This is a genomic window from Fervidobacterium pennivorans, from assembly GCF_001644665.1.
Classification (GTDB): Bacteria; Thermotogota; Thermotogae; order Thermotogales; family Fervidobacteriaceae; genus Fervidobacterium; species Fervidobacterium ngatamarikiense.
The window spans coordinates 210,496-236,122 of the sequence record NZ_CP011393.1 but is presented as its reverse complement, the minus strand read 5'-3'; the positions used below and the strand labels follow the sequence as shown (position 1 = coordinate 236,122).

The 25,627-nt window shown below is 38.7% G+C and carries 23 protein-coding genes and 3 tRNA genes; 9 read left to right on the top strand and 17 right to left on the bottom strand.

Annotated elements, in window-relative coordinates; all coding sequences use genetic code 11:
• Positions 1-72 precede the first annotated feature (72 nt).
• Entirely contained in the window at positions 73-981 is a 909-nt protein-coding gene (locus JM64_RS01110; protein WP_064011136.1) for an endo alpha-1,4 polygalactosaminidase, read from the top strand.
• Positions 982-993: 12 nt separating this feature from the next.
• Here the strand turns inward: JM64_RS01110 and era are convergent, their stop codons facing one another.
• The 15 genes from era to JM64_RS01035 form a co-directional block, all read right to left on the bottom strand.
• Positions 994-1,890, bottom strand: coding sequence for a GTPase Era (gene era, locus JM64_RS01105; protein ID WP_064011135.1), 897 nt, complete (start codon positions 1,888-1,890; stop codon positions 994-996).
• Between the two features lie 52 nt (positions 1,891-1,942).
• Complete coding sequence (locus tag JM64_RS01100; protein ID WP_064011134.1) at positions 1,943-2,959, bottom strand: DNA polymerase III subunit delta; 1,017 nt, start codon at positions 2,957-2,959, stop codon at positions 1,943-1,945.
• A 21-nt stretch (positions 2,960-2,980) separates the two neighbouring features.
• Positions 2,981-3,697 (bottom strand): ABC transporter ATP-binding protein, encoded by a 717-nt coding sequence (locus tag JM64_RS01095; protein ID WP_156487871.1) that lies wholly within the window; start codon positions 3,695-3,697, stop codon positions 2,981-2,983.
• A gap of 9 nt (positions 3,698-3,706) precedes the next feature.
• Positions 3,707-4,192, bottom strand: a complete 486-nt coding sequence (coaD, locus tag JM64_RS01090; RefSeq protein ID WP_064011133.1) for a pantetheine-phosphate adenylyltransferase — start codon at positions 4,190-4,192, stop codon at positions 3,707-3,709.
• Positions 4,193-4,235: 43 nt separating this feature from the next.
• Complete coding sequence (dnaB, locus tag JM64_RS01085) at positions 4,236-5,582, bottom strand: replicative DNA helicase (protein WP_064011132.1); 1,347 nt, start codon at positions 5,580-5,582, stop codon at positions 4,236-4,238.
• A 51-nt stretch (positions 5,583-5,633) separates the two neighbouring features.
• Positions 5,634-7,109: an apolipoprotein N-acyltransferase gene (gene lnt, locus JM64_RS01080; RefSeq protein WP_064011131.1), complete on the bottom strand. Its 1,476-nt coding sequence runs from the start codon at positions 7,107-7,109 to the stop codon at positions 5,634-5,636.
• A 28-nt stretch (positions 7,110-7,137) separates the two neighbouring features.
• The gene (locus tag JM64_RS01075; protein ID WP_064011130.1) at positions 7,138-8,298 is read right to left on the bottom strand and encodes a DegT/DnrJ/EryC1/StrS family aminotransferase; all 1,161 of its coding nucleotides are present in this window, start codon (positions 8,296-8,298) and stop codon (positions 7,138-7,140) included.
• Positions 8,299-8,402: 104 nt separating this feature from the next.
• Entirely contained in the window at positions 8,403-9,500 is a 1,098-nt protein-coding gene (locus JM64_RS01070) for a tetratricopeptide repeat protein (protein ID WP_064011129.1), read from the bottom strand.
• The gene (locus JM64_RS01065) at positions 9,436-10,377 is read right to left on the bottom strand and encodes a cation diffusion facilitator family transporter (protein WP_082868224.1); all 942 of its coding nucleotides are present in this window, start codon (positions 10,375-10,377) and stop codon (positions 9,436-9,438) included. The genes JM64_RS01070 and JM64_RS01065 overlap by 65 nt, the downstream gene beginning before the upstream one ends.
• Positions 10,378-10,467: 90 nt before the next feature.
• Positions 10,468-10,824 carry a 50S ribosomal protein L20 gene (gene rplT / locus JM64_RS01060; protein WP_064011128.1) on the bottom strand — a complete coding sequence of 119 codons (357 nt, stop codon included), beginning with the start codon at positions 10,822-10,824 and terminating at the stop codon, positions 10,468-10,470.
• Between the two features lie 34 nt (positions 10,825-10,858).
• On the bottom strand, positions 10,859-11,062 hold the full coding sequence (gene rpmI / locus JM64_RS01055; RefSeq protein WP_014450861.1) for a 50S ribosomal protein L35: 204 nt from the start codon (positions 11,060-11,062) through the stop codon (positions 10,859-10,861).
• 45 nt (positions 11,063-11,107) lie between these two features.
• On the bottom strand, positions 11,108-11,605 hold the full coding sequence (gene infC, locus JM64_RS01050) for a translation initiation factor IF-3 (protein ID WP_269446862.1): 498 nt from the start codon (positions 11,603-11,605) through the stop codon (positions 11,108-11,110).
• Positions 11,606-11,835: 230 nt separating this feature from the next.
• Positions 11,836-11,911, bottom strand: a tRNA-Lys gene (locus JM64_RS01045).
• A 5-nt stretch (positions 11,912-11,916) separates the two neighbouring features.
• Positions 11,917-11,991, bottom strand: a tRNA-Arg gene (locus tag JM64_RS01040).
• A gap of 8 nt (positions 11,992-11,999) precedes the next feature.
• A tRNA-Glu gene (locus JM64_RS01035) sits at positions 12,000-12,074 on the bottom strand.
• A gap of 212 nt (positions 12,075-12,286) precedes the next feature.
• Here JM64_RS01035 and JM64_RS01030 point away from each other — a divergent pair.
• Together JM64_RS01030 and JM64_RS01025 are read left to right on the top strand one after the other, a co-directional pair.
• Positions 12,287-13,237: a glycosyltransferase family 4 protein gene (locus JM64_RS01030; RefSeq protein WP_082868223.1), complete on the top strand. Its 951-nt coding sequence runs from the start codon at positions 12,287-12,289 to the stop codon at positions 13,235-13,237.
• A 35-nt stretch (positions 13,238-13,272) separates the two neighbouring features.
• The gene (locus JM64_RS01025) at positions 13,273-16,545 is read left to right on the top strand and encodes an O-antigen ligase family protein (RefSeq protein ID WP_064011126.1); all 3,273 of its coding nucleotides are present in this window, start codon (positions 13,273-13,275) and stop codon (positions 16,543-16,545) included.
• 45 nt (positions 16,546-16,590) lie between these two features.
• Here the strand turns inward: JM64_RS01025 and JM64_RS01020 are convergent, their stop codons facing one another.
• Entirely contained in the window at positions 16,591-17,334 is a 744-nt protein-coding gene (locus JM64_RS01020) for a carboxylesterase family protein (RefSeq protein ID WP_197473442.1), read from the bottom strand.
• A 111-nt stretch (positions 17,335-17,445) separates the two neighbouring features.
• Between JM64_RS01020 and JM64_RS01015 the strand changes: the two genes are divergently transcribed.
• The 5 genes from JM64_RS01015 to JM64_RS00995 all read left to right on the top strand — a co-directional run bounded on the left by JM64_RS01015 (position 17,446) and on the right by JM64_RS00995 (position 22,303).
• Positions 17,446-18,096, top strand: coding sequence for a PIG-L deacetylase family protein (locus tag JM64_RS01015; protein WP_064011125.1), 651 nt, complete (start codon positions 17,446-17,448; stop codon positions 18,094-18,096).
• A gap of 25 nt (positions 18,097-18,121) precedes the next feature.
• Positions 18,122-18,523 (top strand): fluoride efflux transporter CrcB, encoded by a 402-nt coding sequence (crcB, locus tag JM64_RS01010; protein WP_064011124.1) that lies wholly within the window; start codon positions 18,122-18,124, stop codon positions 18,521-18,523.
• Between the two features lie 27 nt (positions 18,524-18,550).
• Positions 18,551-18,886, top strand: coding sequence for a DUF190 domain-containing protein (locus JM64_RS01005; RefSeq protein WP_064011123.1), 336 nt, complete (start codon positions 18,551-18,553; stop codon positions 18,884-18,886).
• A gap of 67 nt (positions 18,887-18,953) precedes the next feature.
• A complete protein-coding gene (locus JM64_RS01000) occupies positions 18,954-20,309 on the top strand; it encodes a hypothetical protein (protein WP_156487870.1) in 1,356 nt (451 codons plus the stop codon).
• Positions 20,306-22,303: a hypothetical protein gene (locus JM64_RS00995; RefSeq protein ID WP_156487869.1), complete on the top strand. Its 1,998-nt coding sequence runs from the start codon at positions 20,306-20,308 to the stop codon at positions 22,301-22,303. The genes JM64_RS01000 and JM64_RS00995 overlap by 4 nt, the downstream gene beginning before the upstream one ends.
• Here JM64_RS00995 and JM64_RS00990 read toward each other — a convergent pair.
• Complete coding sequence (locus JM64_RS00990) at positions 22,300-23,871, bottom strand: PatB family C-S lyase (protein WP_064011120.1); 1,572 nt, start codon at positions 23,869-23,871, stop codon at positions 22,300-22,302. The two genes, JM64_RS00995 and JM64_RS00990, sit on opposite strands and share 4 nt — an antisense overlap.
• Positions 23,872-24,025: 154 nt before the next feature.
• Between JM64_RS00990 and JM64_RS00985 the strand changes: the two genes are divergently transcribed.
• Entirely contained in the window at positions 24,026-25,549 is a 1,524-nt protein-coding gene (locus tag JM64_RS00985) for an outer membrane protein assembly factor BamB family protein (protein WP_064011119.1), read from the top strand.
• Positions 25,550-25,627: the final 78 nt, after the last annotated feature.

Sequence of the window (25,627 nt, the reverse complement as noted above, 5' to 3'; positions counted from 1 at the left end):
AAGTCGCCAGTCATCGATTGGCGACTTCCTTTTTCTTTTTCGGTCTATATTGAAAACTAAGAGGTGTCAAAAATGACAAACGATTTTGTTTCAAAGATAGCTTTAACAACAATTTTCTTTGTTTTGTTATTCCCTATTTTTTTAAGTCTTTTTGCTACCGACGTTCCACAAGACTGGATTCTTTACACAAATGGTCCTAAGTTAGAAGAACTTATGTTGGTGAAGGCAGATTTGGTAGTGATTGATTATTCAGCAGATGGAACAGATAAAAAGGCTTTCAAGAAGGAAGATATAACACCTTTACAATCTCGAGGAAAAAAGGTATTTTCTTACTTGAACTTCGCTGTTGCTGAAAACTGGAGGTTCTATTGGAATTCTTTAAACAAAGCCATCGTGCTTGGGGCTCTGGATAATTGGCCCGGGGAATATTACGTTAAATACTGGTACTCAGAATGGTATGACGTGGTAAAGGAATACATGAAGAGAATCTCATCAGCCGGGTTCAATGGGGTTGCTTTGGATTGGATAAATATCTATCAACATACAAAACTTCAAAAACTTTCTGGAAAAAACGCAGAAGCATTAAAAAACGCTATGGTCGAAAATCTCAGAAAACTAACAAACGATTTTCCAAAGTTTGAATACGCACTGGTAAATGGAGAAGACATCCTACTTGAATTTCCAGATTTGAGAGAAAGAGCAAAGTATGTTATCGTTGAGAGCCTGTTTTTTTCTAAGGGACAACTTGTAACGAATACCGAAGAATTTGTTCGCAGAGTTAATAAACTTACTCAGCTTATGAAGAATGGGATTACCATTCTTTCAGTTGAATACATTGACAATGGTAATCCCTTCGACAGTACAAATGCCGAGCGTATAAAAACATACGTGAGTTTGGCGAGAAAGTACGGATTCAAGTATTACATTGCACGCGTGGACATGAAGTTAAATGTTGTTAACATTCCCAGGATATCAAAGTAGCAATAATTGATTTCAATCCAAATCATCACGCATGCCGACTTCGTTCAATATTATAAAGTCCTTGTTTCTCCAGTCTTTCTTGACTTTTACATGGAGGTCCAAATAAACTTTTGAGCCCAAGAAGTATTCTATATCTTTTCTTGCACTTTCTCCAATTTTCTTTATCATTCTTCCTTCTTGACCAATGATTATACCCTTTTGACTTTCCCTTTCGACGTAGATGTTTGCCCTAATGTACACAACACCATTTGGCCTTTCTTTGACTTCTTCGACAATAACGGCAACGGAATGAGGGATTTCTTCGTACGTGAAATGGAATATCTTCTCCCTTATCAGTTCAGAAGCGATAAATGAAAGGGGTCTGTCGACTATAATATTTTCAGGATATAGTTGAGGACCTTCAGGCAGATGTTGCTTAATCTTCTCGACGAGTTCGTTTAACCCCTCGCCAGTCACAGCAGATGTGCGCACTACATCAAGAAGATTGTTCACATGGCTTCTTATTTGCTCTTCTATTAAATCTGCACGGTCGTTGTCCACAAGGTCTATTTTATTGATTACTCCAATTGTTGGTGTTCCAGACTGGTTTATGTAGTTTGATATGTGTTCTTCTGGTGTTTCAAAACCTTCTTTTGCATCGATTGTAAAAAGCAACAAATCAACGTTTTTTAACGCTTGGACAGCGGCCTTAACCATGTATTCACCAAGTCTGTGCAATGGTTTGTGTATACCCGGCGTGTCAACGAAAATGATTTGCGCGTCTGCGTCCGTGTATATAACATTTATTCTGTTTCTAGTTGTCTGTGGTTTATCCGATACAATGACAACTTTTTTCTTCATTATCGCATTGATTATCGATGACTTACCTACGTTGGGTTTTCCAACAAACGAGACAAATCCACTCTTCACCTAGTTTCCCTCCCATCAAATCGTATAATGATTTCTCTGGATTCTTATATCCTTAATCTTCCACTTGCTGTTGCTTATCCTGTTCTTCGAAAGTCTTATCGAATTCTCCTGATTCGAGTTTACTTATAAACAGTCCCATCAAAATCTTTATGTCATCGCTAAGTTTGACCCTTCTATCGACGAAGTAAAGATATTCTATAATGTTTTTTAGCACCTTTGGAGAATAAATCAACACATGGTTTACAGGCTTGTATTTTGAATCTTTGAATGTGAATCCTAAAAACCTTGCAACCCTTGGTGAAAGAATTCCAAGTTCTTTGGAAAGCTGAGCTACATCAGGCCATTTGTACTCACGTTTTTTTGGAGCATGAACTATGATGCTGAATAGTTCTATAAAGTGCTTTGAAACGGTATACGATATAATTATCGGTTCGTAATCATTGCAGATTTCGTGCAGCATGTTTTTGGCAATTGAGTAATTTTGTTCTGATAAAGCAAAGCAGAATTCGTCTAATTTGCTGATAGTTCTTTTAAAAACAATTTGTTCAACATCTTGTGTTGTTGGGTGCTCACCTGCGTAAATTTGGAGTTTCTCAAGTTCTGCAAGTATCGCGTATTCCTCCGGTCCTGTGAATTTAAATATGCTTTTCGCGACTTCTTCATCGCAGATTACACCTATTTTTCTTGCCACATCTTTCACAAAGTTCAACCATTTGTCTTCTTCCCATTCTTTGGGTTTTTCGAACGTCAGGATTTCTATTTTACCTGGAATCTTTGTAACCTCTTTTCCTACCTTTTCCGTTCGGACAAAGACTGTAACCCAACTTCCGGATAAATCAATCAACTGAAATTGGTTTTTTTCACTCTTGGACCATTCGTCAAAGTCTACTAAATCGTAAACTTTAGCGCTTGAAAACAGCCCTAAACTTACACCGGCGTTCTTTAATTCTTCAATCTTCCCGTCATCATCTGCGAATATTTTATGATATTCCACGTCCTTGCCTTTCAAATATTCTTTTATGTAAAGTTCTTTACTGAGCTCGGAATCACCAACAAGGTAAATAACCATATTCGACCGGTCTTCTCCTCCTTAACCTATAACTTCAACTATTCTACCGCTTTCCATTCTCATGATTCTGTTTGCGATTTGGGCAACGCTTTGGTCGTGCGTTACTATAACAAAAGTTGTTCCGAATTCTCTGTTAAGCTCGATTATCAGCTTTTTGATTTGCTCTCCATTTTTCACATCGAGTGCACCTGTTGGTTCGTCAGCCCAGATGATTTTTGGTGTTGTCGAGAGTGCACGAGCAATGGAAACTCTCTGTTGTTCACCACCTGATAACTGTGAAGGATAAGCATCTTTTCTATGAGAGATTCCCATAAGTTCGAGAAGCTCCAAAGCTCTTTTCCGTGCATCTACGACGGGAACCTTATTGAGAAGTAGTGGGAGTTCCACATTTTCAACAGCGGTTAAAACAGGTATTAGGTTGAAAAATTGAAATATGAACCCCATATTCTTAGCTCTGAATTTCGCTTTTTCTTCTTCGGACATTTTCGTTATTTCTTGTCCATCTATGACTATCGTGCCCGAAGTTGGAACATCAAGACCTGCCAGTAAGTTCAGTAAAGTGGTCTTTCCAGAGCCAGAAGGACCAAGTATTGCGACGATTTCCCCTTTGTATATCTCTAGGTTCACCGAATCGAGTGCAACGACTTTTGAACTACCAGAACCGTATATTTTGGAAAGATTTTCGGCTTTTACTATAATTTCTTTCATCTCATTAGGACCATTAAGCTTTTTTTCCATCTTTTCACCTCATCTTAAGTTCTTAAACTTTTCTCGCAATTTTCTCTCTACAAACTCCGGCACCCATTGGGAAACTTGTCCACCAAACGATGCAACTTCTTTTACAAGGCTTGAAGAGAGAAATGAGTAATTCTTATCAGTCATAAGAAATACGGTCTCAACACCGTTACATATCTCTTTGTTGGCAAGTGCCATCTGGAGTTCGTATTCGAAATCTGTGACTGCTCTTAAACCTCTGATGACCACATTTATGTTGTTTTTTGTTGTATATTCAACCAAGAGTCCTGAAAATGTATCGACACGTACATTAGGTAGGTCTTTAAGACACTCTTTCACCATTTCTACACGTTCTTCTATCGTGAACGTATAGTTCTTTCTCTTGTTTTCCATAACCACCACGTAAAGCTCATCGAATAGTTCGGCAGCTCTTTTCGCAATGTCTATATGACCATACGTTATTGGGTCAAAGGAACCTGGGTAGATGGCTCTAACCATATTCTTTCGCTCCTTTTAAGTCAGTGTTGTTTATTAGGTTATTTTAAACTTCCGAATGGAACACATCAGGTTCAAAGAAGTTTGTGAACGATGGATTGAACATCAACGTGATTGTTCCGATGGGGCCGTTTCTTTGCTTACCAATAATTATCTCTGTTTCGTGTGGTAAGTCGACGTGTTGTTTTTTATAGTATTCCTCTCTGTAAAGGAATATTACAACATCTGCGTCTTGTTCGATAGCACCTGATTCTCTGAGGTCGCTAAGACGTGGACGTTTATCTTCCCTTTGTTCGACCGCTCTTGACAGCTGTGACAGTGCAATGATTGAAACATCAAGTTCTCTTGCCAGTAACTTCAGTGAACGGGAGATTTCAGAGATTTCCTGCTGACGACTGTCTCTCCTGCCGTCACCCAAGTCCATAAGCTGTAAATAATCTATGAATATAGCATCTATGTTGTATTCTTTTTTCATCCTTCTCGCCTTTGCTCTCAAAACACGTGGTTCAAGGTTGGACTCATCATCTATTATTATATTCGCCTTCATCAATCTTGACGCACCCTGGACTAGTCGTTTCCATTCTTCATCGCTCAACCAACCTCTTCTAACTTTTTGAAGGTCTACAAGAGATTCCATACACAAAAGTCTTTGAATGAGTTGCTCTTTACTCATCTCCAAGCTGAAAATTCCTACAGAGGCTTCCCCAACAGTTGCCATGTTCTTCGCTAAGTTCAGTGCGAAAGCTGTTTTACCCACACTGGGACGTGCCGCTATGATTATTAAATCGGACTTGTGGAATCCGGAAGTCATTTCATCGAGTTTTTTGAACCCGGTCGGGATACCTGTCACTAAACCCGTAAGCCCTTTTAAATGCTTTGACCTTAATTCTTCAAGGTGTTCAAAAACCTCGGTCAAGGCGCTTCGTATATCTACGTATGTTTTTGTTGCACGTGACTCTGCAATTCTAAAGACCAATCGTTCCGCTTCGTCGAGTACTTCATCGACATTTAGTGCTTCGTCGTAGGCTTTTTCAACTATAAGGCTACCTGCAGCGATTAATTCTCTCAGTATCGCTTTGTCTCGCACTATATGGGCGTACATTTCCGCATGTGCTGAAGTTGGAACGTTATCTGCAAGTTGCGCAACGTATAGCTCTCCACCTATCTTATCAAGAACTCCCATCACTTTTAGTCTATCACACACAGAGATAATGTCGATAGGTAGACCTTCGTCGTGCAGTTGTTCTATTGCAGCAAATATATGACGATGCTTTGGGTCATAAAAATCAGAAGAGCTGACTATAGAAACTATGTTATCAACCTTTTCTGGCTCAATTAATATACTCCCTATCAACGCTTGTTCAGCCTCAATGCTAGCAGGCACATTCTTCACAATTCCATCCTCCCTGTATAGTCAAAAAAACATGAAAGAAATATCCATTGGTTAATCAAAAATCGTTCTTCTTTTTTTGGCAGTAAGTCCTACAATTATAGTCAAAATAAGTGATATGATAACCATGTAATCGCCGTATTTAGCATAAAATGTTACATCATTGTTGGATTTGACGTAAAAAATGCTCCAAGTTGTTTGGTTTTCAGGCAAAGCAAAGAAGTTACCATACTCGTCTACAACTCCACTGATTCCTGTGTTCGAAACTTGAACAACTGTTCTGTGCGTTTCTACAGCCCTAAAAATTGCTTGGGTAAAGTGTTGGATTAATGGAATTTTTGAATTATACCATCCGTCATTTGTTATTACTACCAAGAAACCAGCATCTTTTGAAAGTCTTCTTGATATGTATGGGAAGAACGATTCAAAGCAAATTTGGAATCCTACTTTCCCATATCCTTTTATATCAAAAACTTTCAACTCACCAGGACTGAAGTAATACATGCCCCTTAGAAAAGAAAGACGCCCAAATATTTCTTTGTAAGGAAGGTTTTCTACAAATGGGAAAAGTTGAACTTTATCGTATTTATCAAAAAATGCCCCATCAGAATAAATTACTGCACTGTTGAATGCGTCGTTGCCTACTAATGTGGGAAAACCGATTACAAGTGTTCGGTTTTTAAATGATTCGAGTAGCCTTTTCTCAATATCTGAGTTTCTTATGTCTGTTCCCGGGAAGACCCCCTCAGGGAATATCGTCAACAAATCTGGGGAGTTTGAAAAATTCTTTATAAGGTAATCGGCGATAGTGTTTGAGTCGTATGAGTATTTCACTTTCTGTGGCATGTTTGTCTGGGCTAAGATAATAGGTTTGACCCCAACAGTCTTTGGTATGAAAGATTCTATTGTGCCGTTTACAAAGAGAACCAGAGCAATCAGTGCTAAAAAGAAAACGTAGTTGTTCTTATTCGCACGTAAGAGTTTGTAACCTTCATAATTGACTATCACTATGAGAAAAACGAGTCCAAGGGTTCCTGTGAATGGGAGTAACTGAAGCAAACCTTTGAAATTGTAAAGAGCATCACTTAATCGCCCACCTGTGAAACCTAACTCTCCTATACCTCTCAAGTAATCAGAGATAACGTAGAGAGAAGCGACAAAAATAGGTTCTAAAACGCGGAATCTGACCTTCTCAGTCCAAAGTCCGTAGAGAAATCCAAAAAGCAAAAATGGTAAAGCTTCAAGAATACAAAAAAGGATGAAAACCAAAAAACCCGCCGTGGCGTTGAAACGCCCGAACAATTCAGGTAGACCAGTTGTTAGAGTGTTTATTAAATAGTGAAAATTCACAAAAGAGAAAGTGAAAAAATATAGAAAAGCCACTATCGCTGAAAGGATTGGTCCTTTCTTTTCTAAAGCGAAGAATAGAGGAATAAGAGAGAAAAACACTATCCCTCCAAAGAGATAACCTGGCATTGATAACGTTGTAAGAAGAGAAGACATTACTATGTTCAGAACTGTTTGAACCATGAAGCCCCTTCCCCCTACATGCGTATTTTTACTTTAGAAACGTTTCTAATACTATGCGTAGTTTCTGTGCTACATATTCTTGGTCTTCTTGCTCCATATCCGTGTAGAACGGGATAGCTATTGTTCTTTGGGAGATGTCTTCTGTGACAGGTAACATTCCTTCTTTCCAACCGAGTTCTCTGTAAGGTTTTTGCAAGTGCACAGGTGAGAAATAGTTTCTACATTGGACACCTTCGTTCTCAAGCTTTTGAATGATCTTATCTCTAACTGCACTTGGTGTTCCTTGTGGTAGTCTGACAACGTATACGAACCACGACATTTTGGTGACATAATCCATAACGACAGGAACCTCTAAGGGTAAATCTTTTAAGAGAGCTTTATATCTCTCAGCTACCTTTGCACGTTTTTCTATAATCTCATCTAACCTCTGCATTTGTGACCAACCAAGTGCAGCTGACATCTCATCTATTCTGTAGTTGTAACCAACGTAATTGTGAGAGAGCCAGCCTTGACCTTCTCCACGCCCTTGGTTTCTCAATGAAACCGATAGTTTGTATATCTTTTCACTGTTTGTAACAACAACTCCACCCTCACCAGTTGTTATCTGTTTGTTCGGATAGAACGCAAACGCTCCCGCTACGCCAAAAGTTCCCACTTTCTTTCCTTTATACTCACTGCCAAGCGCTTCGCATGAATCTTCGACAACCGTAACATCGTATTTTTCCGCGAATATATTTACTTTGTCCCAATCTAAGGGATGACCGAATATATCTACAGCCATCAGGAATATTCTGCGGAATTTGCTGAAATTTTCTTCAACTATCGTCTTAAAGTGTTCAATGTCCATGTTCATTGTAATTGGGTCAATATCAACAAATGTGACACTCCCGTTTTCATATAACGCAACATTTGCAGAAGCAACAAACGTGAAGGATGGAACTATGAGGAGGTCCCCTTTGCCAAAGTTCAGAGCCTTTAGAATAAGATGGAGTGCGCTTGTTCCACTAGAAACAGCAGCCGCGTATTTTACTCCAACATACTCTGCTATAGCTTTTTCAAACAATTCAGTGTAAGGACCTATACTAAGCCTTCCGGATTTTAGAACTTTTGTTACAGTCTCAATATCTTCTTGAGCTATTTGCGGTTTTGAAAGCGGAATAAAGCGCTTCTCATGCTCCTTATTTGACATATTCATTTCGCCCCTTTCAACAGCTTTAAAGGCTTTTATAGATAAATAGATAAAAACTCACAAAAATTATACCACTGAATAATAACAAAGAGATATTGTCCAACTTATTCGAGCTTTATCCTTTTCAAAAAGTTGTATTCATTCATCGCTTCTTCGAACATCCCAGCTTCTTCGTAAAGTTGGGCAAGGGTTAGCCTTTTATCTTCGTTTAATGGGTCTTCGTCGACAATCTTTCTGTATGTTAGAGCAGCCAGCTTTTTAAAACCTAAGATATAGAAGATTTTGTATCTCACGAATTTTAGTGAAAAAAGAACTAATATACTCACCACGACGAGACCAAAGATTACAAAGACAAAATTATCAGCAAATTGAGAAAGGCGAGAGGAAAATTCCAAAAACCAGTGCCAGAATTTGTACCAAGTTTTGTTTGTTTTGTTTAGCATGCTTTCAAACCGTGTATCTGTGTATCCGGAGGCTTTAAAGTCCTTGTATAGTTCTAAAATACGACTTCTTATTTCCTTATCAGTGTTTGAGTAGCGTTGGTACATGTATTCGAATATGGAATTAATGAATACATCCTTTTTGTCCAGACGTTTCAGAACAATGTCTAAAAATTGTTTCTTTGCCTTATCGTCCCGTGTTATTACATCGAGAACACTTTCAGCATAGTCTTTTACATCGACGGTAAGAATGTTTGTTAGTAATAAAACGTCAAGGTTGTGGGAAAGATTATTATTTAAGTATTCCTCAAGGTTTTCTTCTCCGAAAATTTCAAGAATAAGGTACTTCAGAGTTGAGTCTATTGAGTTTGTCTTCAGAAATCTTATAAGCCCCTCAATATCTTCTTTAATTGCAAAGTCGAGCTCTTTTAGTTTCCTTTTAGCGTTTATAATTCTTCCGACTTGCTCTATTTTTTTACTTTCAACGGTTGATACGTTGGGGCTTAATTGCGAAATGAAAGAAAGATACATATCCCAGGCAAAATCTGGGTCGGTTTTTGATTTTTCCAATATTTCATCAAGAGTAAGCCCAAAAGCCGTTTCAGGCTGAAAGATAATTGTTAAGAATACAAGTGTGAGTGCTATGAGCGTGGTGGATATAAAGAGCTTGCAGAAATTTGTTAGGGCTAGTTTCTGGTTAGTTTTTCTCTTTCTCGTCTTTTTTAAAAGTTTCTTTCGTAAGTCCAAAGGGTTCGTGTTCATCGTTTGCCTCCGGCTCAACATGGATAACCACATCGTAAATTTCCTTTGTTTCAAAGAGGTGCTTTTTAATGCATTTCGTGATTTCATGTGCATCCCTGACGTTCATCTCACCATTAACTTCAATATCCATATCTATATCGAACTTTCCACCAACTTTTCTTACACGCACTTTATGGGGATTCAAAGCTCCACACTTTTGGCAAGCTTCGAAAACCTTTTCGTATATCCACATCTCTTCATCCTTTAGACCGTCCATTAAGTCATGTGTGTTCTCTTCAAAAACTTCCCACGCCACCTTTATTATTATACCAGACATAACAATTCCTACCAAAGGGTCCATCCAAGCTAAGCCTATTTTGTTAAGTACAACTCCAACAAAGACCAAACTTGACATCATAATATCGTTCTTCATGTTCTTGGCTTCCGCAACCATTGAATTACTTTTGTACTTATTCCCAGTGGTGTATTCAATTACGAACAGGAATGTCTTTCCGCTAACGGAAAGTATCGCTGCAAACAATGGCCAAAAGCTAACAAGAATTTCATATTGTCCGGTTATCAACCTCTTTGCACTCTCAACAAGCAAACTCACGCCTGCGTAAAAAATGACGAAAGATATTATCTTTGCACCTATATTTTCTGCCTTGTGATGACCATACGGGTGTTCCTTATCCGGAGGCCTTCTGGAGATTAACGTTGCGATTAGCATAGTTGAAGATGTTAAAATATCCGTTGAAGTGTCTATACCATCCGCTAAGACTGCCATACTTTTAAAGAGAAGCCCAACGGTGACTTTTAACACAGCCAGTAGCACATTTGTTAAAACCGCGATTAGTGCAACTTTTCTAATAGCTTTGTCTGCATTGATATCGTTCACAAAAGTCACTCCTTTCCTAAGAGCTAGGGCGTTTACTGTTACAAAAAATCAAGGGGCTTTGCGCCCCTTGATTTTGAGAATCACTATCAATTATTTTCCAAGAGCTGTCTTTGCAATCTTTACATATTCCCTGAAGCTTTCTGGATCGTTGACTGCAAGTTCTGCAAGCATCTTTCTGTTGATTGCCACGTTTGCGAGTTTGAGTCCATGTATCAATTCGTTATATTTCAATCCTTCGTTTCTCGCAGCGATGTTTATTCTTGTAATCCAGAGCTTTCTGAAGTTTCCTTTCTTGTTCTTTCTTCCGTCAAATGCAAACTTAAGTGCTCTGTAGTAAGATTGTTTAGCAAGCGTATATCTTCTGCTGAGCGCACCCCTGAAACCTTTAACAAACTTCAAAAATTTTTTCTTTTTCTTCTTTGCATTTACAGCATTTTTGACGCGCATATCTATTCCTCCTTGTTCGGTTTAATTTATCATTTTACTTTTTCCCAAGAAGTCTGAGGATTCTTGGCTTATCAGCTTGAGAAACAACGTCTTCGAGTCTAAGGGCGCGTAATGTTGATCTTCTCTTCTTTCCAGTTTTGTGCCATGCGTTGGCATGCCTGCGCATAATTTTTCCATTCTTTGTGACCTTGAATCTCTTGGCCGCAGTTTTGCTGACCTTCATCTTTTTCTTGGCCATTGCTTTTCCCTCCTGCTTAATTTATTTTTTATTCATAATGAACCATTACAGATTCTTCGGCTTAAGCATCATCCACATGTCTCTTCCTTCAATCTTCGCTTCCTTTTCGACTGTTCCGATGTCGGAAATGTCTTTTGCAATCCTATCGAGTATCTCCTTACCCTTGTCCATAAACGCCATTTCTCTTCCACGGAACATTACAGTAACCTTGACTTTATTTCCGTCTTCCAAGAACCTTCTAATGTGTTTGAGCTTGGTTTGGTAATCGTGTTCGTTGATAGCGGTTCTGAATTTCATTTCCTTGATTTCAATAATCTTCTGGTTTTTCTTTGCTTTCTGTTCTCTTTTCGCAAGTTCGTATTTGTATTTACCGTAGTCCAGTATCCTCGCAACTGGTGGTTGTGCATTCGGAGCAACGAGAATTAACTCCAGTCCCCTTGACCTTGCAAGGTCAATAGCTGCGCTTTTCGACATGATACCAACGACTTTTCCTTCCTCATCAACTACACGCAGTTCAGTGAATGGAATCTCCTCGTTTTTAATGATTTTTTCTTTTTCGTTCTTAATAGTTTCCCCCTCCTACTATAAAAAATTAATGCGGGTCTGCGCCCGCAATTGATTTTAACACCAGATAACATTTTCAGTAAACCTTACGCTATTTCTGTTTCAGCATTTTCCACTTTCCTTACCCAATAGGCTTTTCGCCATTGGGTGGGAAGCCGGGCGCTTCCTCTTTACTTGTAAATATTTGTTTTTCAGAAAATCTGGAAATCTGGTGGGCCGCGTGGGACTCGAACCCACGGCCACCTGATTAAGAGTCAGGTGCTCTACCTACTGAGCTAGCGGCCCAATCATGGTGCCCCCAGGAGGAATCGAACCTCCATTTGCGGATTAGGAATCCGCCGTTCTATCCTTTGAACTATGGGGGCTTCCGTTCTGGCAGCCCCACGGGGAATCGAACCCCGACCCTCGGACTGAGAATCCGATGGACTAGCCGTTATCCTATGGGGCCATCTTTTTAAAGAATCAGCCTTTCAATCTTGGTGACCGTGTTATATATTAACATATAAGATTGAATTGTCAAGAGCCAAAGTTTGGAAATCTTTGATTAAATTGTTTATGACGCAATGTTGTGTTATTGTTTTTCAACATGGTTCGTAGTATAATATAAACGTAGCTTGTGTTTCTGCAACTTTCAGGTAGGAAGTGGGTGAGTTGTAAAAAATGCAATCGATTTCAATGAAAGACCTATGGGTTATTGTTCCAGCTTTTATAATAAGTGCATTGACAATACCTATTTTTGGACGGTTAGCCAAGAGCTATGGTATTGTTGATAGACCTGATGGAGAGCTCAAGCCTCATGAGAGGATAACACCATACTTAGGTGGCTTAAGTATTTATCTAGGAGTCCTCTTCGTTACACCTTTTGAGCTTGTGACAAAAATTACTCTAACTATTCTTGTTCTTTTAGGACTTTGCGATGATGCTAAGAACGCAGATCCAAAGGTTAGACTAGTAACTGAATTTGTAATTGCCAGTGTTCTCGTGTACAAGTATGTAGGTCTCTCTTTTCTTTTTCCACTTTACGTCGTTTTAGTTGCTGCATTAATAAATGCCGTTAATATGATGGACGGATTGGATGGCGTTTGCGCAAGTGTTTCGGCAATTTCTGCAATAGGTTTATTTAGCGTTGCAACGTCACGATATGACAAAGCTCTGTTACTTGCTCTCGTTGGTGCTTTGGCTGGTTATTTGCTTTACAATTTTCCCCCCGCAAGGATATTCATGGGAGACGCTGGGAGTTATTTAATTGGTGGTGTTCTTTCAATAGGTTTACTCTCATCTATTCGAAATGGGACTTCTAATCTCCCATATGTGGTTTCAGCTTTTATTTTTCTTTCACTCTTCTTTTTTGATCTTGGAGCAGGTGTTTTAAGAAGGATATTGAACGGACGCTCTCCATTCAGTGGCGACAGAGGGCATTTCTATGATAAAATCCAGTCAAAGACCAAGAACAAAAGATACACACTTCTCGTAGTTGTATTTATACAATTTGTGTTTTTCACGATAGGCATAATAGCAAAGCAAAATACGATGTTATCGTTACCCGCTGTAGTAGTGCTGCTCGTTATGTATTATTTCATGTCAAAATGGTTGAAAATATTAAAATACTAGGCATCAATTTTGAATAAATGGGGAGGAGGATGAAAGTGCTTTCATTTTTCGAGGAACTAGTTTTGTATATCACCATACCTCTTGTTGCACTCTTTGCTCACAGAGAGTACACTTACGAGTTCAGTACTCCAAAATACGCGATTTTAACAGTCGCCACGTTGTTGATAGGAGTGTACCTGCTTTTTAGACTGCTCCGAACAAAGAAGATTAAATTCTTCGCATCCAAGGTCCACTTTATCTGGTTGGCATTTTCGATAGTTGCACTGCTTTCAACGATAAATACCTGGAGAGATAATCCGGACTTCTTTAGACAAGCATTTGACATAGGACTATACCTATTCTTAAATGTGCTCTTATCCTTCTACTTTTCAACCATTCTTGATGATAAACAGAAGATTGCAAGGTTTCTTTTTGTTTTCGTGCTGACAGGGTTGTTTATAGCCGTCAACGCTATCCTAAACTTCTATTTGGGATATGACATAATGCTTGGGCAAGTTGGAAATCCTTTTGAGAGAGCAAGCATAAAAGCAAATATAGGAAATGTCATATTCGTTTCAAACTATCTAAACATGCTTCTGCCTATTGCACTTTACTTTGTCATTAGTCTTGACCTTGGTGTTATGAATGTTCGAAAGTTTTCTGGGATTCTTTTTATGAAATTACTCTCCTTGTTCTCCGCAATCATTTATTTAGATGTTATTATCTTTTCTCAGACCAGGTCAGAATACTTGGCGCTCGTTTTAGAAATAGTATTACTAATCCTTGCTTATTTCTTCTTTATACGTAAACGCGAAGACAAAGCTGAAGCAGAACTTCGGAAAAGTGCACCCAGTTTACTTAGGAAACTAAAATCTTTACGCAGGATTTCGATAGCAATATTCATACTTATGTCTATTATCTTGATTGTTCTTTACAACGTTCCTTCTCCATTCAACAACTTCGGAGCTTTCACAATGACTGATAGGTTTAGTGCGATGGCTTCAGTCTCAAGTAGAGACGAGAGATACTTGTCTTGGTTTTCGACAATTTACATCTGGAAGAATCACAAACTTCTTGGTCAAGGGATAGGAACTTATCAGTTGTACGGTCTTTACGGAATCGGAGATTTGACCGCCGACAAGCCCATATACAGCTACGGTTGGAACAACTTCAAAAGGGCACACAACGACTACTTCCAAGTGCTTAGCGAGACAGGAATAATTGGGCTGGCTTTGATTGTTGTGATGCTTATCTTACTTGTTATCTATGTAGTAAAGAATATTCAAAAGCTACAGGAACGTGATGATACGACACTGTTCTCCATGCTTGTGCTGAGCGGAATAGTGTTTGCGTTCCAAAGCTTTTTTAGTTTCCCGGGACATTTGCTACCGAACGCATTGATGGCAACATTTGTTCTGAGCGCAGGCTTGGGTAAGTATTTTAATAAAGTAGACGGAAAGGAATACGAAATAAAAGGTGCCAAAGCGGTTGTTCTCGGACTTGTTCTTATTTCTTCTGTTGCAGGCTCTACCTATCTGAGATGGAATCATTTCATTTCAGAAGTGTACTTCAGAAAAGGTAATGTGGCATTCCAAACGTTGGCAGAATTGAGAAATCAACTGAGTCAGATAGACAACTATCTAAATCAACTTGACCAAATGGAATCTGACCTTAACAACTTCTCCGGGCAATTCCAGATTTACTCTCCTGAGAATTGGCACAAATACAAACAATCTCAGGCAGGTAAATTGGGAGGTTTGTATAACAGAGCACAGGCGGAAAGTGAGCGTTTGCAGAATATTCAAAACATAAGAAATCAGATAACACAAAATCGAAGGGCATTAACTGCTCAGAAAGAAGCAATACCACGTGAGCTCACAAAATACTATGAACAAGCAAAATCATACTTTTTAAAGAGCGTAAGGCTTAACCACACGTATGGTAAGTCTTATTTCTACCTCGCAGCACTTGCTTCTGACCCAATAAGGATTGCTATCCTAAAAGATGCTCTGAGAAATAACCCAGAAGCTGTTCTAAATCAGAACTACGACGAATTCCAGAATATACTTCCAAATAAGTTTAAGTATGCTTACTTCAAAGATTTGGCGGTCTACATAAAAAATAATCCATCGTTTATTGACAAAATCGATATGGCGACAGCACAAGCAATTGTTGATTCAGCTTGTTTATATGAATTCTCGTTACTTACGTTTACAGAAAGAAATACTTTCAAAACATTAGCTGTTAGGTACAATTCCCTCTACCTGATTGCAAAGACACTTACTGACAACATTGATGATAAAGAAATTAATAAAAAGACATTAGCTCTTGAATCCCTCTTCTTCAACAAGTTTGATACTTGGGTTAGAAAGACGCTTTACATTATGCCTGGAGGATGGAACAGATTCCCAGACTGGAAGAATCTTGATATTGAGCTTGCAACAACAGGTGGGCAAGATATCTACAGGTACTTTGCTGGTTTGACAGTCCAAGCGTTAGATCCAATTAACGTAGAATCGCGCAACCTACTCGTTGATATAGCAAAACTGGAGGCAAAAACATGTAAATACATGGAAGCAAAAGGTGTATGGGGTGTGCCTGATGGCGTGCTCGATTATCTCCACGCTCTTGCAAGAGAATATCAAGTTATTTCGGAGTACCAAGAGAGTGTAGTTACTTACTCACAATTGATAGAATGGTATAAGGAAAATTATGACCTCGTCTCAAAGAAGGTTAACGACAGAGACTACTGGGAGAAGAGCTTTGATGTATTCGTTGAAGATATGAAGAATCGTTTAGATACCGTCTTAGAAGAGGATGAAAAAGGCTATCTATCGAACAGTCTAACTCCGATGTTTGAAGAGAGGTTAAGAAGGTTGTATAATTCAATAACGAGCACCGATTTCAAGAACATTGAAAAGGAGTACATTGAAGAGCTCGTTAAATACCCACCAACATTCTGGATGAGAATAGGAAAATCGAGTGTTTGGAAAACAAATGCCTATAATTCTATGAAAGATTTTGAAAACCAAATTCAAGCATTGAATTTCTCTGATGATGCGAAGAAAGAGCTCACATCGATACTAACAGCTGTTATCGATTCGAATTTGATGAAGCTCTATGAAAGATATGCCAGGTTCAAGGCTCATTACGAACTAATAAAGGAGGAATTTTTGAGAACGGCTGAGAATTTGTTAAGCCTATACCAGCAAACTGCCGAGGAAGAAATACTAAAAGATTGGAAAGAACCGTTGTTCGCTATGCCGGAATTTAATAGTAAGGCAAAAGTTCTCAAATTCCTAGAAGAACTATTAGCAAAATATAAGTAAGCTGAGAGATAATTTAGAAAGCAGGGGATATCCCCTGCTTTCGTTTTATCTTCGCGCTTTGCTTTGACTAAAGAGCCATTCAATCATTTCTTTATCTCTGTAAGCAGGAATCCAAGAGGCATGTGGGAAACTTCCAATGCTTTCCATGTAGCCTTTTGGGTATTCTGTGTATCGTACAGGCGCGTTTAGCTTCTTCAGTGCTTCGACTAACTCACGAGAAAACTTTACGGGTACAACGTCATCGTCTTCGGCATGGAAGAACCAAATAGGGATGCGCGAGATTTTTTGGACTTTTTTAACGTTACCTCCACCACAGACAACAACTGCTGCCGCAAATCTTTCTGGACAAAGTGTTAAAAGACCGACGGTACCAAAACCTCCCATCGATAGTCCTGTTATGTATATCCTTTCTTCGTCAATGGGATACTCATCTACAACCTGGTTGATTAACAGAAAAACCGTTGAAAGTAGAGAGTTTGGTTCTAGCTCGTCACCAGTTCTAAACGAAGTTCCCCAATACCCGTTTTCCGGACACTGTGGAGCAAGTACAAAACAGGGGTGTTTTTCCTGCACTTCCGGACTAGCCCATACAGTGGCACCTTCGTTTGCAATAATTTGTTTTTCGTTATCTCTTCCACGCTCGCCTGCCCCATGAAGAAAAACAACCAGCGGATATTTCTCACCTGGCTTTTGACTTTCAGGTATGAAAAGTCTGTAAGGCATTTCGATAAACTCGTCCTTGTAAACAAATGGTTTGAATTTTTCAAGGTAGTTGATTTTTTCTGACATTTTTCACACACCTCCTATTTTTGCTTCGTGAATATTATACACAAAATTTTGTGAAAACGAAATAGAAGCGATATAATAGTTATGGCACAAATCAATAGGGGGTGAATTTGAGTGATAACTACCCTTGATAGTTACCTCTTCATAGGTGCGCATCCGGATGATATTGAAATTTGGGCAGGTGGGTTGATTTTAAGAATACTTAGCGAGAATCCGACAGCTCAAGTTCAGTGTGTTGTTCTGACAGATGGTTCAGCGGGGTATGCAACTGCCCAAGAACGATACGAGGAGGCTATGAATGTTACAAAAATGATGAAAGTTAACTCGTACGAGTTTTTGAACCTGAAAGATGGTAGTTTGCACTTTAACAACGAGCTTCCGAACATAATTGCTAACCTTATAAGAAAATACAAACCGGATTTGTTAATCACACATCCACGAAATGACAGACACCCTGACCATGCTGCGGTGGGCACAGCAACTGATAAGGCATTGTTTCTCGCAATGGTCACTCCTGAATTTTTAGATTATGAACCACACTTTTGCAAGAATGTACTTCGATTTGTGTCAGACCCTTTCAACAGCCCGAAGTCGAAAGTGTATGTTGATATCTCAAAAGTTTATGAGCAGAAAAAATCAGTTATTTCAAATTTTAAAACACAGCTTGGAGTCCTGGAACCTTATTTGCAACTTAACGAGTTCTACGGAGGCCTTATGAATTGCGTGGCAGCTGAAGTTTTCGAACCTGAAGTGTTAATGTTTTGAACAACATTGGAAAGGAGGTTTCAGTGTGAAATCAGGATTCTGGGTTAGGTTAACAGCGGTTGGGACTGGAGGTTTTTTGGGCTCGGTTTTTAGATATCTGATTTCTCTTTGGCTTAATGAAAGGTATCCAACCTCCTTGATACCTTACGGTACTTTTACTGTAAATATATCAGGGAGTTTCCTTCTTGGGTTAATTATGCAGGTTTCATTTTACATTCCAATGAATGAGACCGTCAGGTTGTTCTTTACCACTGGCATAATGGGAGGACTAACTACGTTTTCAACATTAACATACGAGACTATGGCACTTGTATATAACGGAAGCTACTTTGCTGCTGCTATGAACATCCTCCTTAATTTATCTGTAGGTCTTTTAAGTGCCTTAGGTGGGAAAGAATTGGTTGATGTTATTTATGCGAGATTGTAATCTGCAAATGATTTAGGGGGCATTTGTATGGAGAAAATTGTTGGCACATTCGTACGTATTTATGTCAAAGAAAATCAAAGATGCGAAGCATTTGGAAAGAAACCACTTAACAAGGTAATTGCCGAGATGGCTTTAAAGATGGATATCACAGATTTTGTGGAATACAAAGCTTTTGAGGGGTATATATTCGACAAAAAGTTACACACATTGACTAGAGAAGTTATCGACCATGAACTTCCAATAATCATAGAATTCTTCACAACAGATGAAAAAGCACAGAAGTTTTTAGATGAGATGGCGCCCTATTTGAAAAACACGGCTGTGCTTATATTTAGGGATACCGTAGGATATTTTTTCCGATAACTTTCCAAAAATACGAGTTCCATACTATTGAATGATGTGTTCATTAGGGCGAGGCGGGTGTATGGATATGTCTTCCAAGTTCGTTACAACGAGTATTTTGATAATATTGTTGATGAGCTGTTTCAATATGTTGTTTGCAGCAAAGCCCGTCATAGATGTTTCAGTGAGTGTGATTGGAAACGAGAGTATTGAAAAAATAACGAAGAGCGTTTTCTTATCTGAGCTTTTAGACACAAACAAGTTTACGGTGACCCTAAGAGACAATATAGTGCAACTTTTTTCAGAAATGAACCTACAAGATTTGTTATCTACGCAGAATATTATTCTATCAAAAAGAGAATACCCAAAAGGTTCTCTGAACGTGTTGATTTATCTAAATAATTTAAGTGTGAGAAAAGAATCTGTTGAATATGTTAGAAACAGCATTTCAGGTGAGTATATATACGCAAATGGTAAGTACATTCGTGTCATTCAAGGCGCACGATTTAGATTCGATGGTAAAAATTATATCCAAGATGAGAATGGCATGTATGTAAAAGGAACCGATGGGAATTATTACATTCCGCTAGACTTTTATTCGAAAGTTCCACACGAGAATACTTACTATGTGCTTGAATGTTATATTTCTTACGTGCTAAGTTTGGAAGGAAGTGACGTTAAGAAAGACGCATTTACCGTAAGTGTGGCTGTACCTTTAGTTTTGCACGAATATGACCCGTATAACAACAGACTTCTAAGAATTGAATATCCATCTTCGAAAATTCTAAATCAGTTTGCTAAGAACGTAAGTTTAGAGTTGGCAAGTAGACTGATAGGATTAAGGAAACTGTATGGTTTTGTCGATAGTGTGAAATTCCCACGAGCGTTGATTGATATCGGTTCAATTGATGGTGTAAAACCTGGGCTTTACTTTGGAGTTTACGACGGGGATAACTACATTGCGGAATTGAAAGTTGTTCGAACAGCTGGAGATTACAGTGAGTGCGAAGTAACATACATCAAAAGCGGGGCAAAAATAGAAGAAGGGTTTATTGTTGCGGAAAAGAACCCAGACTTTGTTTTCCCATTAGGTGTAAGCATTCTATACCTATATTCTCCAGAAAGTTTTGGAAGCATTGGATTTGAACTCTCAGTGAAAACATTGAACATACATAGAGAAGAAATCTCCGCGCTGGTTTTTGGTTTTGGTTACGATTTGTCTACCTCTGAGATTGGAAGTTTTAGCGTAAGCTATTCCCAACGTATACTTTCTTTGCCTATTTATGCGCTCACAACCTTGAAAATATTCGACAACACTTCAGGTCAGTCAAGCTCAGCAGTTCCTATGGTGGGATTAAATACCAAATTTGGTATTTTCACATTAAGAGCACTTACTGCCATCGATTTCTCAACTTTTGAATTAGGTGGTGGTGTCTCATGGTGAGAATATCTAAGACATTCGTGATTTTTTGGGCGTTGGTGATATTTGTCTTTTCTTCTCTTTCCTTTGCGCAAGGTAAAAGCGTAAAAATCGAGGTTGTTTTTGATAAGAGTGTGAAACCTGTCTACGAGAATATCGACCTCAGTGTTTCGCTAACGACTACTTTTGCAGATATGAAAGATAACACTGCAAGAATTGTTCACGTGTTGGGTATATCAAAAGAGTCAACATCAAGAAAAGTGAACGAGTTTGTACGTGATGAAAGGGGAGATTACGTCTATTTTAAAGGAAATTATTACAAGATAGGAGACAAAAGAAGATATACTTACGATGAAAAGCAAAAGACCTATGTAGTTGATAAGTACGGTAGATACGTTTACCTTCAAGAATACGCCTGGGCAAGGAAACAAGAAGAGAAATATATAACCAGTGATTTTTACTTACTGAAAAGTTACGAAATCCCCGTAACGAATTACTACATCTATTTAGTGGTAACCGACATCGATTTACAAACGTTCTTTATCAAATCTATAACTCCTATCGTTGGGAAAGGTTCAACAGTTGAGAGAGCAATCGAAAACGCAAGGAAAATATTTTCAACCGTGGTCAATGAATACAGTCCTGATAAGGTAGACATCGCTGTTATCTTCGAGAAAGGTTTTGACCCCATTTTGCGAACAGCTTTGCTGGCAACATTACAAGAAGATACAAGGTATAATATTTACGACAGGTTGTACATAGATGAAATTATGGAAATTGTGAGAACTTCGGACTTACTTGGGACCGAGCAGATTGTTGTAAAATTCCAACCACCAAGGTATTTGATAACATTTGAAAACTTAGTTAAAAGCGATTACCAATTTACCGAAGATAGGTACTATTTCTTTGAAAATCCTGTTAACGGAGCGTATATTAAAAAAAGTGTCGGTAATTTGGACGTTCCTGTAAAGGTCGAGGTTGGGAGTTACTACCGTTATGACTCTAACACAAAAAGGTATGTTTTCGATAAAGAAAAAGGTTCGTATGTAAAGTACTACAAAGGTCCTTGGGAGAAGGATAACTACGTATATGAAACAAGGTTTTACGATTATATCCTCTACAAAGTAACTAAACTCAACACGTTCTATTCGTTGCTCATGAAGGTGTTCGATACGGAAAAAGGCACACTGGTTGGCAGCAGGTTCTTTAGTAAGCAGATAGAAACTGTGTTAAAAGAACCTGTTGACCGATTTGGAACGGAAGAAGTGGATTTTCATACAGATGCGAAGATTCGTAGTTATTACTGGATGACAGATGAAATTCAGGAATTTCTTCAGTTACTCTTCCCTCTATCCACAGCTATTTCACAAATCAGTGGTGAGAAAGCATTACTTGAAAGTGGTAAGAACATAGGTGCAAAACCAGGGTATGTTTTCCAAAGCATTGCAGATGGTTATACAACCAGTTTCATGAGACTTGAAAGGGTATATGAAAAAAGCTCAGAAGCTAGAATATTCTACATTGTGCCCGGCGCAGATGTTGAGCCACATTCTCTTGTTATCGAGACAAAGCAATTTCCAGACAGCTTGGGAATGAGATTCGGATTTTTCATAGAAAAAGAAGCTTATGGTATGAAAATAGGGTACATCCAAAGCAATATTTACGGAAATTACCAGTGGTCATTAACATTTTCGTTTAGCACACCATACGACACAAGCTCTGTTGATAAGATGATATCCCCTGTTGCTTTTGAGTTCTCGAAGTTCTTATTTGGAGATAACATAGAACTTTTGCTGGGTACATCGTTTAACATTGTTTCGGAAAGCTCAGGAGCAAGTTATATCAGTGATTACGGCGTTCTCATTGGTCTGGCACTTTCATCGTATGTAAGAAATTCCGTACTGGCATACGGTGGCATTTGTTTTTACACAGAAATAAATTACACAATTCTATTGAGTAACTTTGAATTATCACCGAACAATCTAAATCTTTCAATAGGGTTGGATATGAGATTTTAACTTTCCAAAACCTTTTCCATCTTGATGTGAGGGATTCCGGCTTCGTGGAAGACATGACCGACTGGTTTGTACCCGAGTTTTTCGTAAAATTCTTTGACCTCAAGCTGAGCGTTTAAGGTTATCGGCTTGGGGTTTGTCTTTTTTATATAGTCTTCTATAGCCTCCATAATCTTCTTACCGTAACCTAATCCCCTGAATTCCTTAAGAACAGCAACCCTTTCAACTTTCCAATAGTCTCCGATGTCCCTGATTCGTGCAGTTGCAATGTATTTGCCAAAGTGTCGAACTAAGAAATGAATGGCTTGTTCATCCCTACCATCGAGTTCTATTTTTTCATCAATTCCTTGACCTATAATAAAAACCTCACGTCTAATTTTTTTGCATTCTTCGAATCGTTTATCTGGCAGAGTGAAATGCTCAACTGTCAAGAGCTTATTGTAAGCGTTCTTCATTCTGGTCAAACCTTCCTCCAAAAGCACCTTTGGACACGCAAAATTCAGTCTAACGGACTGACTATCGCCAAATTCAGCTCCGTTGTTTAGGTAAACTCTTGCGTTCTCCAAAAAGAACTTTTGAGGATTTTCAAGTTCCAGTTTCGAACAATCGAGCCACATTAGATATGTGCCTTCCGGTAGGGTGGGATTAATAAGTGGCATGTGTTCTTTGATAAATTTATACGCAAAGTCTCGGTTACCCTTCAAGTAATTTTTCAGGCTTGTAACCCATTCATCACACTTATACGCTGCCTTCAGCGCTTCAATACTGAGCACATTACCGGTTAGAAGTTCGAGGGATTCGATGTAGTTCTTGTAAGCCTGCCTTAGTGCTTTATCGGGAATTATCCCGTATGAGTTTGTCAGACCTGCAATATTAAAGGTTTTCCCTGGAGAATTCAGTACGATGATATTTTCTGTTCCAACTTTCAAAAAGCTTGTAAACTCATTTGGTTCGTAAACAATATCCGCATGTATCTCGTCGGATACGATTATCAAGTCATACTTTTTAGCAATGTCGTAAAGCTTTTCCAATTCCTCAAATGTCCAGACTCTACCAACCGGATTATGTGGATTTGAAATCACTATCAGCTTTGTCCTACTGTCAATTGATTTCTCCAAACTTTCGTAGTCCATAACCCATTTACCATCTTTTAGAATCAGTCTATTCTCAACAAGTTGTCTTCCGTTGTTCATCACTACCCGGAAGAACGGTGGATAAACGGGAGGCTGAATTATAACTTTATCACCAGGGAGTGTGAAGATGTTTATTAAGAATGCAATCATTGGAACAACGCCAGGACCGTTGACAATCCATTCTCTTTGGATTTCAAGTCCATAAGTTTTTCTGTACCATTCTACAATTGCGTTGTAATATTCGTCCGAGCGAAATGTGTAACCAAATACTCCATGCTCGACTCTATTCTTTAGCGCATCAATAACACGTTGAGGGCTTTTGAAATCCATATCGGCAACCCACATGGGGAGCACATCTTCACCGTATAGTTTGATTATCATATCCCATTTGAAAGAGTCTGTGTTTCTACGTTCGATAATATCATCAAATTCTTTCATATCCGTGCCTCCTTTCACACAAAGATTATACAACAAAGTGAAAGACATTTGAACGAAAATACGAAGTACAAGGTCTAAACTGTATACACATTTCCGTTTTTAAACGTCTGAAGAGCAATCTTTTCAAAATCTTTCATATATGGAGGGGACAATCATGGAGAAACGTCTCAGGATAGTTAAAGCTGTTTTTTTGTCTTCTTTATTTGGACTAGTTCTACTGCTATCTACATGCGTTAGTAGTCCTACTGTTAAAGGTAAGCTAAGTGCAACGGTTGTTTTAAATAAGGGAGTTTTGGAAAACTACGATATAGAATCTGCTGTTTTTGAGTGGAAGGAACAAAGCGAAAGTGTGTGGCATGCTTTGAATTTAAAGTTTGATAGGGAAAGTACAAGTATTGAACTGGAATTACAACCAGGAACTGTTACTGTAAAGCTTACAGCATCCTTGATTGCTAAAAACGATTCTGTAGAACCCCAAACCTGGACTAATAAAAATGAGCCAGTTGAATATACGGTCTTAATTGAGCAAGGAAAAGTACTAACGTTGGAGTTTAATGTAAAATTTAACTTTGCACTCATGTGGCAAAATCTCTACGGCGAATCTGAACAAAATAAATACCACGGATACTCTATCCAGCAAACAAGTGATAATGGTTACATCATTGTTGGAGAAGTTTACAGCGCAGACGAAGATTTATTTTTTTACGCAGCAAAAATTGACCAAAACGGTACCAAACAATGGGATAAAGTCTTTCGAAAAGGTTTCAGTGACAAACTACGTTCCGTTGTTTTGACAGATGATGGAGGATATGTGGTTGCAGGAACAACTTACAACGAAGAGAGCAAAGCCTATGTAGCTAAGTTAGATACAGATGGAGCGATAGTTTGGGAAATGCTGTCCGCAGAAGTTCAGCGTAACGAAGCGCTTTCAGTACAAAAAACCGTGGATGGGGGTTACATTGTTGCTGGATATTCTTATGTACCTGGGAAAGGAAAAGATGCCTATGTATTCAAACTAAACCAAACTGGGAATATACAATGGCAAAGAAAGTTTGGTGGAAACGGAGATGAAGAAGCTTACTCTGTTCAGCAAACGAACGATAAAGGATACATCGTTGTAGGGTTTACGGAAATTGTTGATGCAGGAACGGACATTTATGTTCTCAAAATTGATGAAAACGGAGAATTGATGTGGGAGAAAAATTTTGGTGGCTCTGAAAACGACGAGGCTTATTCAGTGCAACAAACAACTGATGGGGGTTATATCGTTTGTGGACGTTTTTACAAATCGCCAGAACGAAGTTACGATGTGTATGTTTTGAAACTTGATGAAAATGGTAATAAAGTATGGGAAGAAACATTTGGTGGAAATGGGGAGGACATGGCTTATTCTATACAGCAAACAGACGATGGAGGCTACATCCTTTCGGGCTACACAGAATCCTCAGAGGATAGATCCGTAGATGTTTATATTCTCAGACTGAATAACAAAGGACAGTTACTGTGGGAGAAGACGTTTGGTGGAGAAAACAGAGAAGAAGCCTGGGAAATCAGACAAACGGCTGATGATGGATATGTGACAGTTGGATGGACAGGTTCCTTTGGGTGCGATGGGGATAAAGTTTACGTGATAAAAATGAATACAGATGGTAATTCATCAACCGCTCCAGCAAGATAACTACCTAATAAATAGGTAAAAAACAAGGCAAGGAATCAATCCTTGCCTTGTTTGTTGAGGTATGCCCGGCACGAGCCA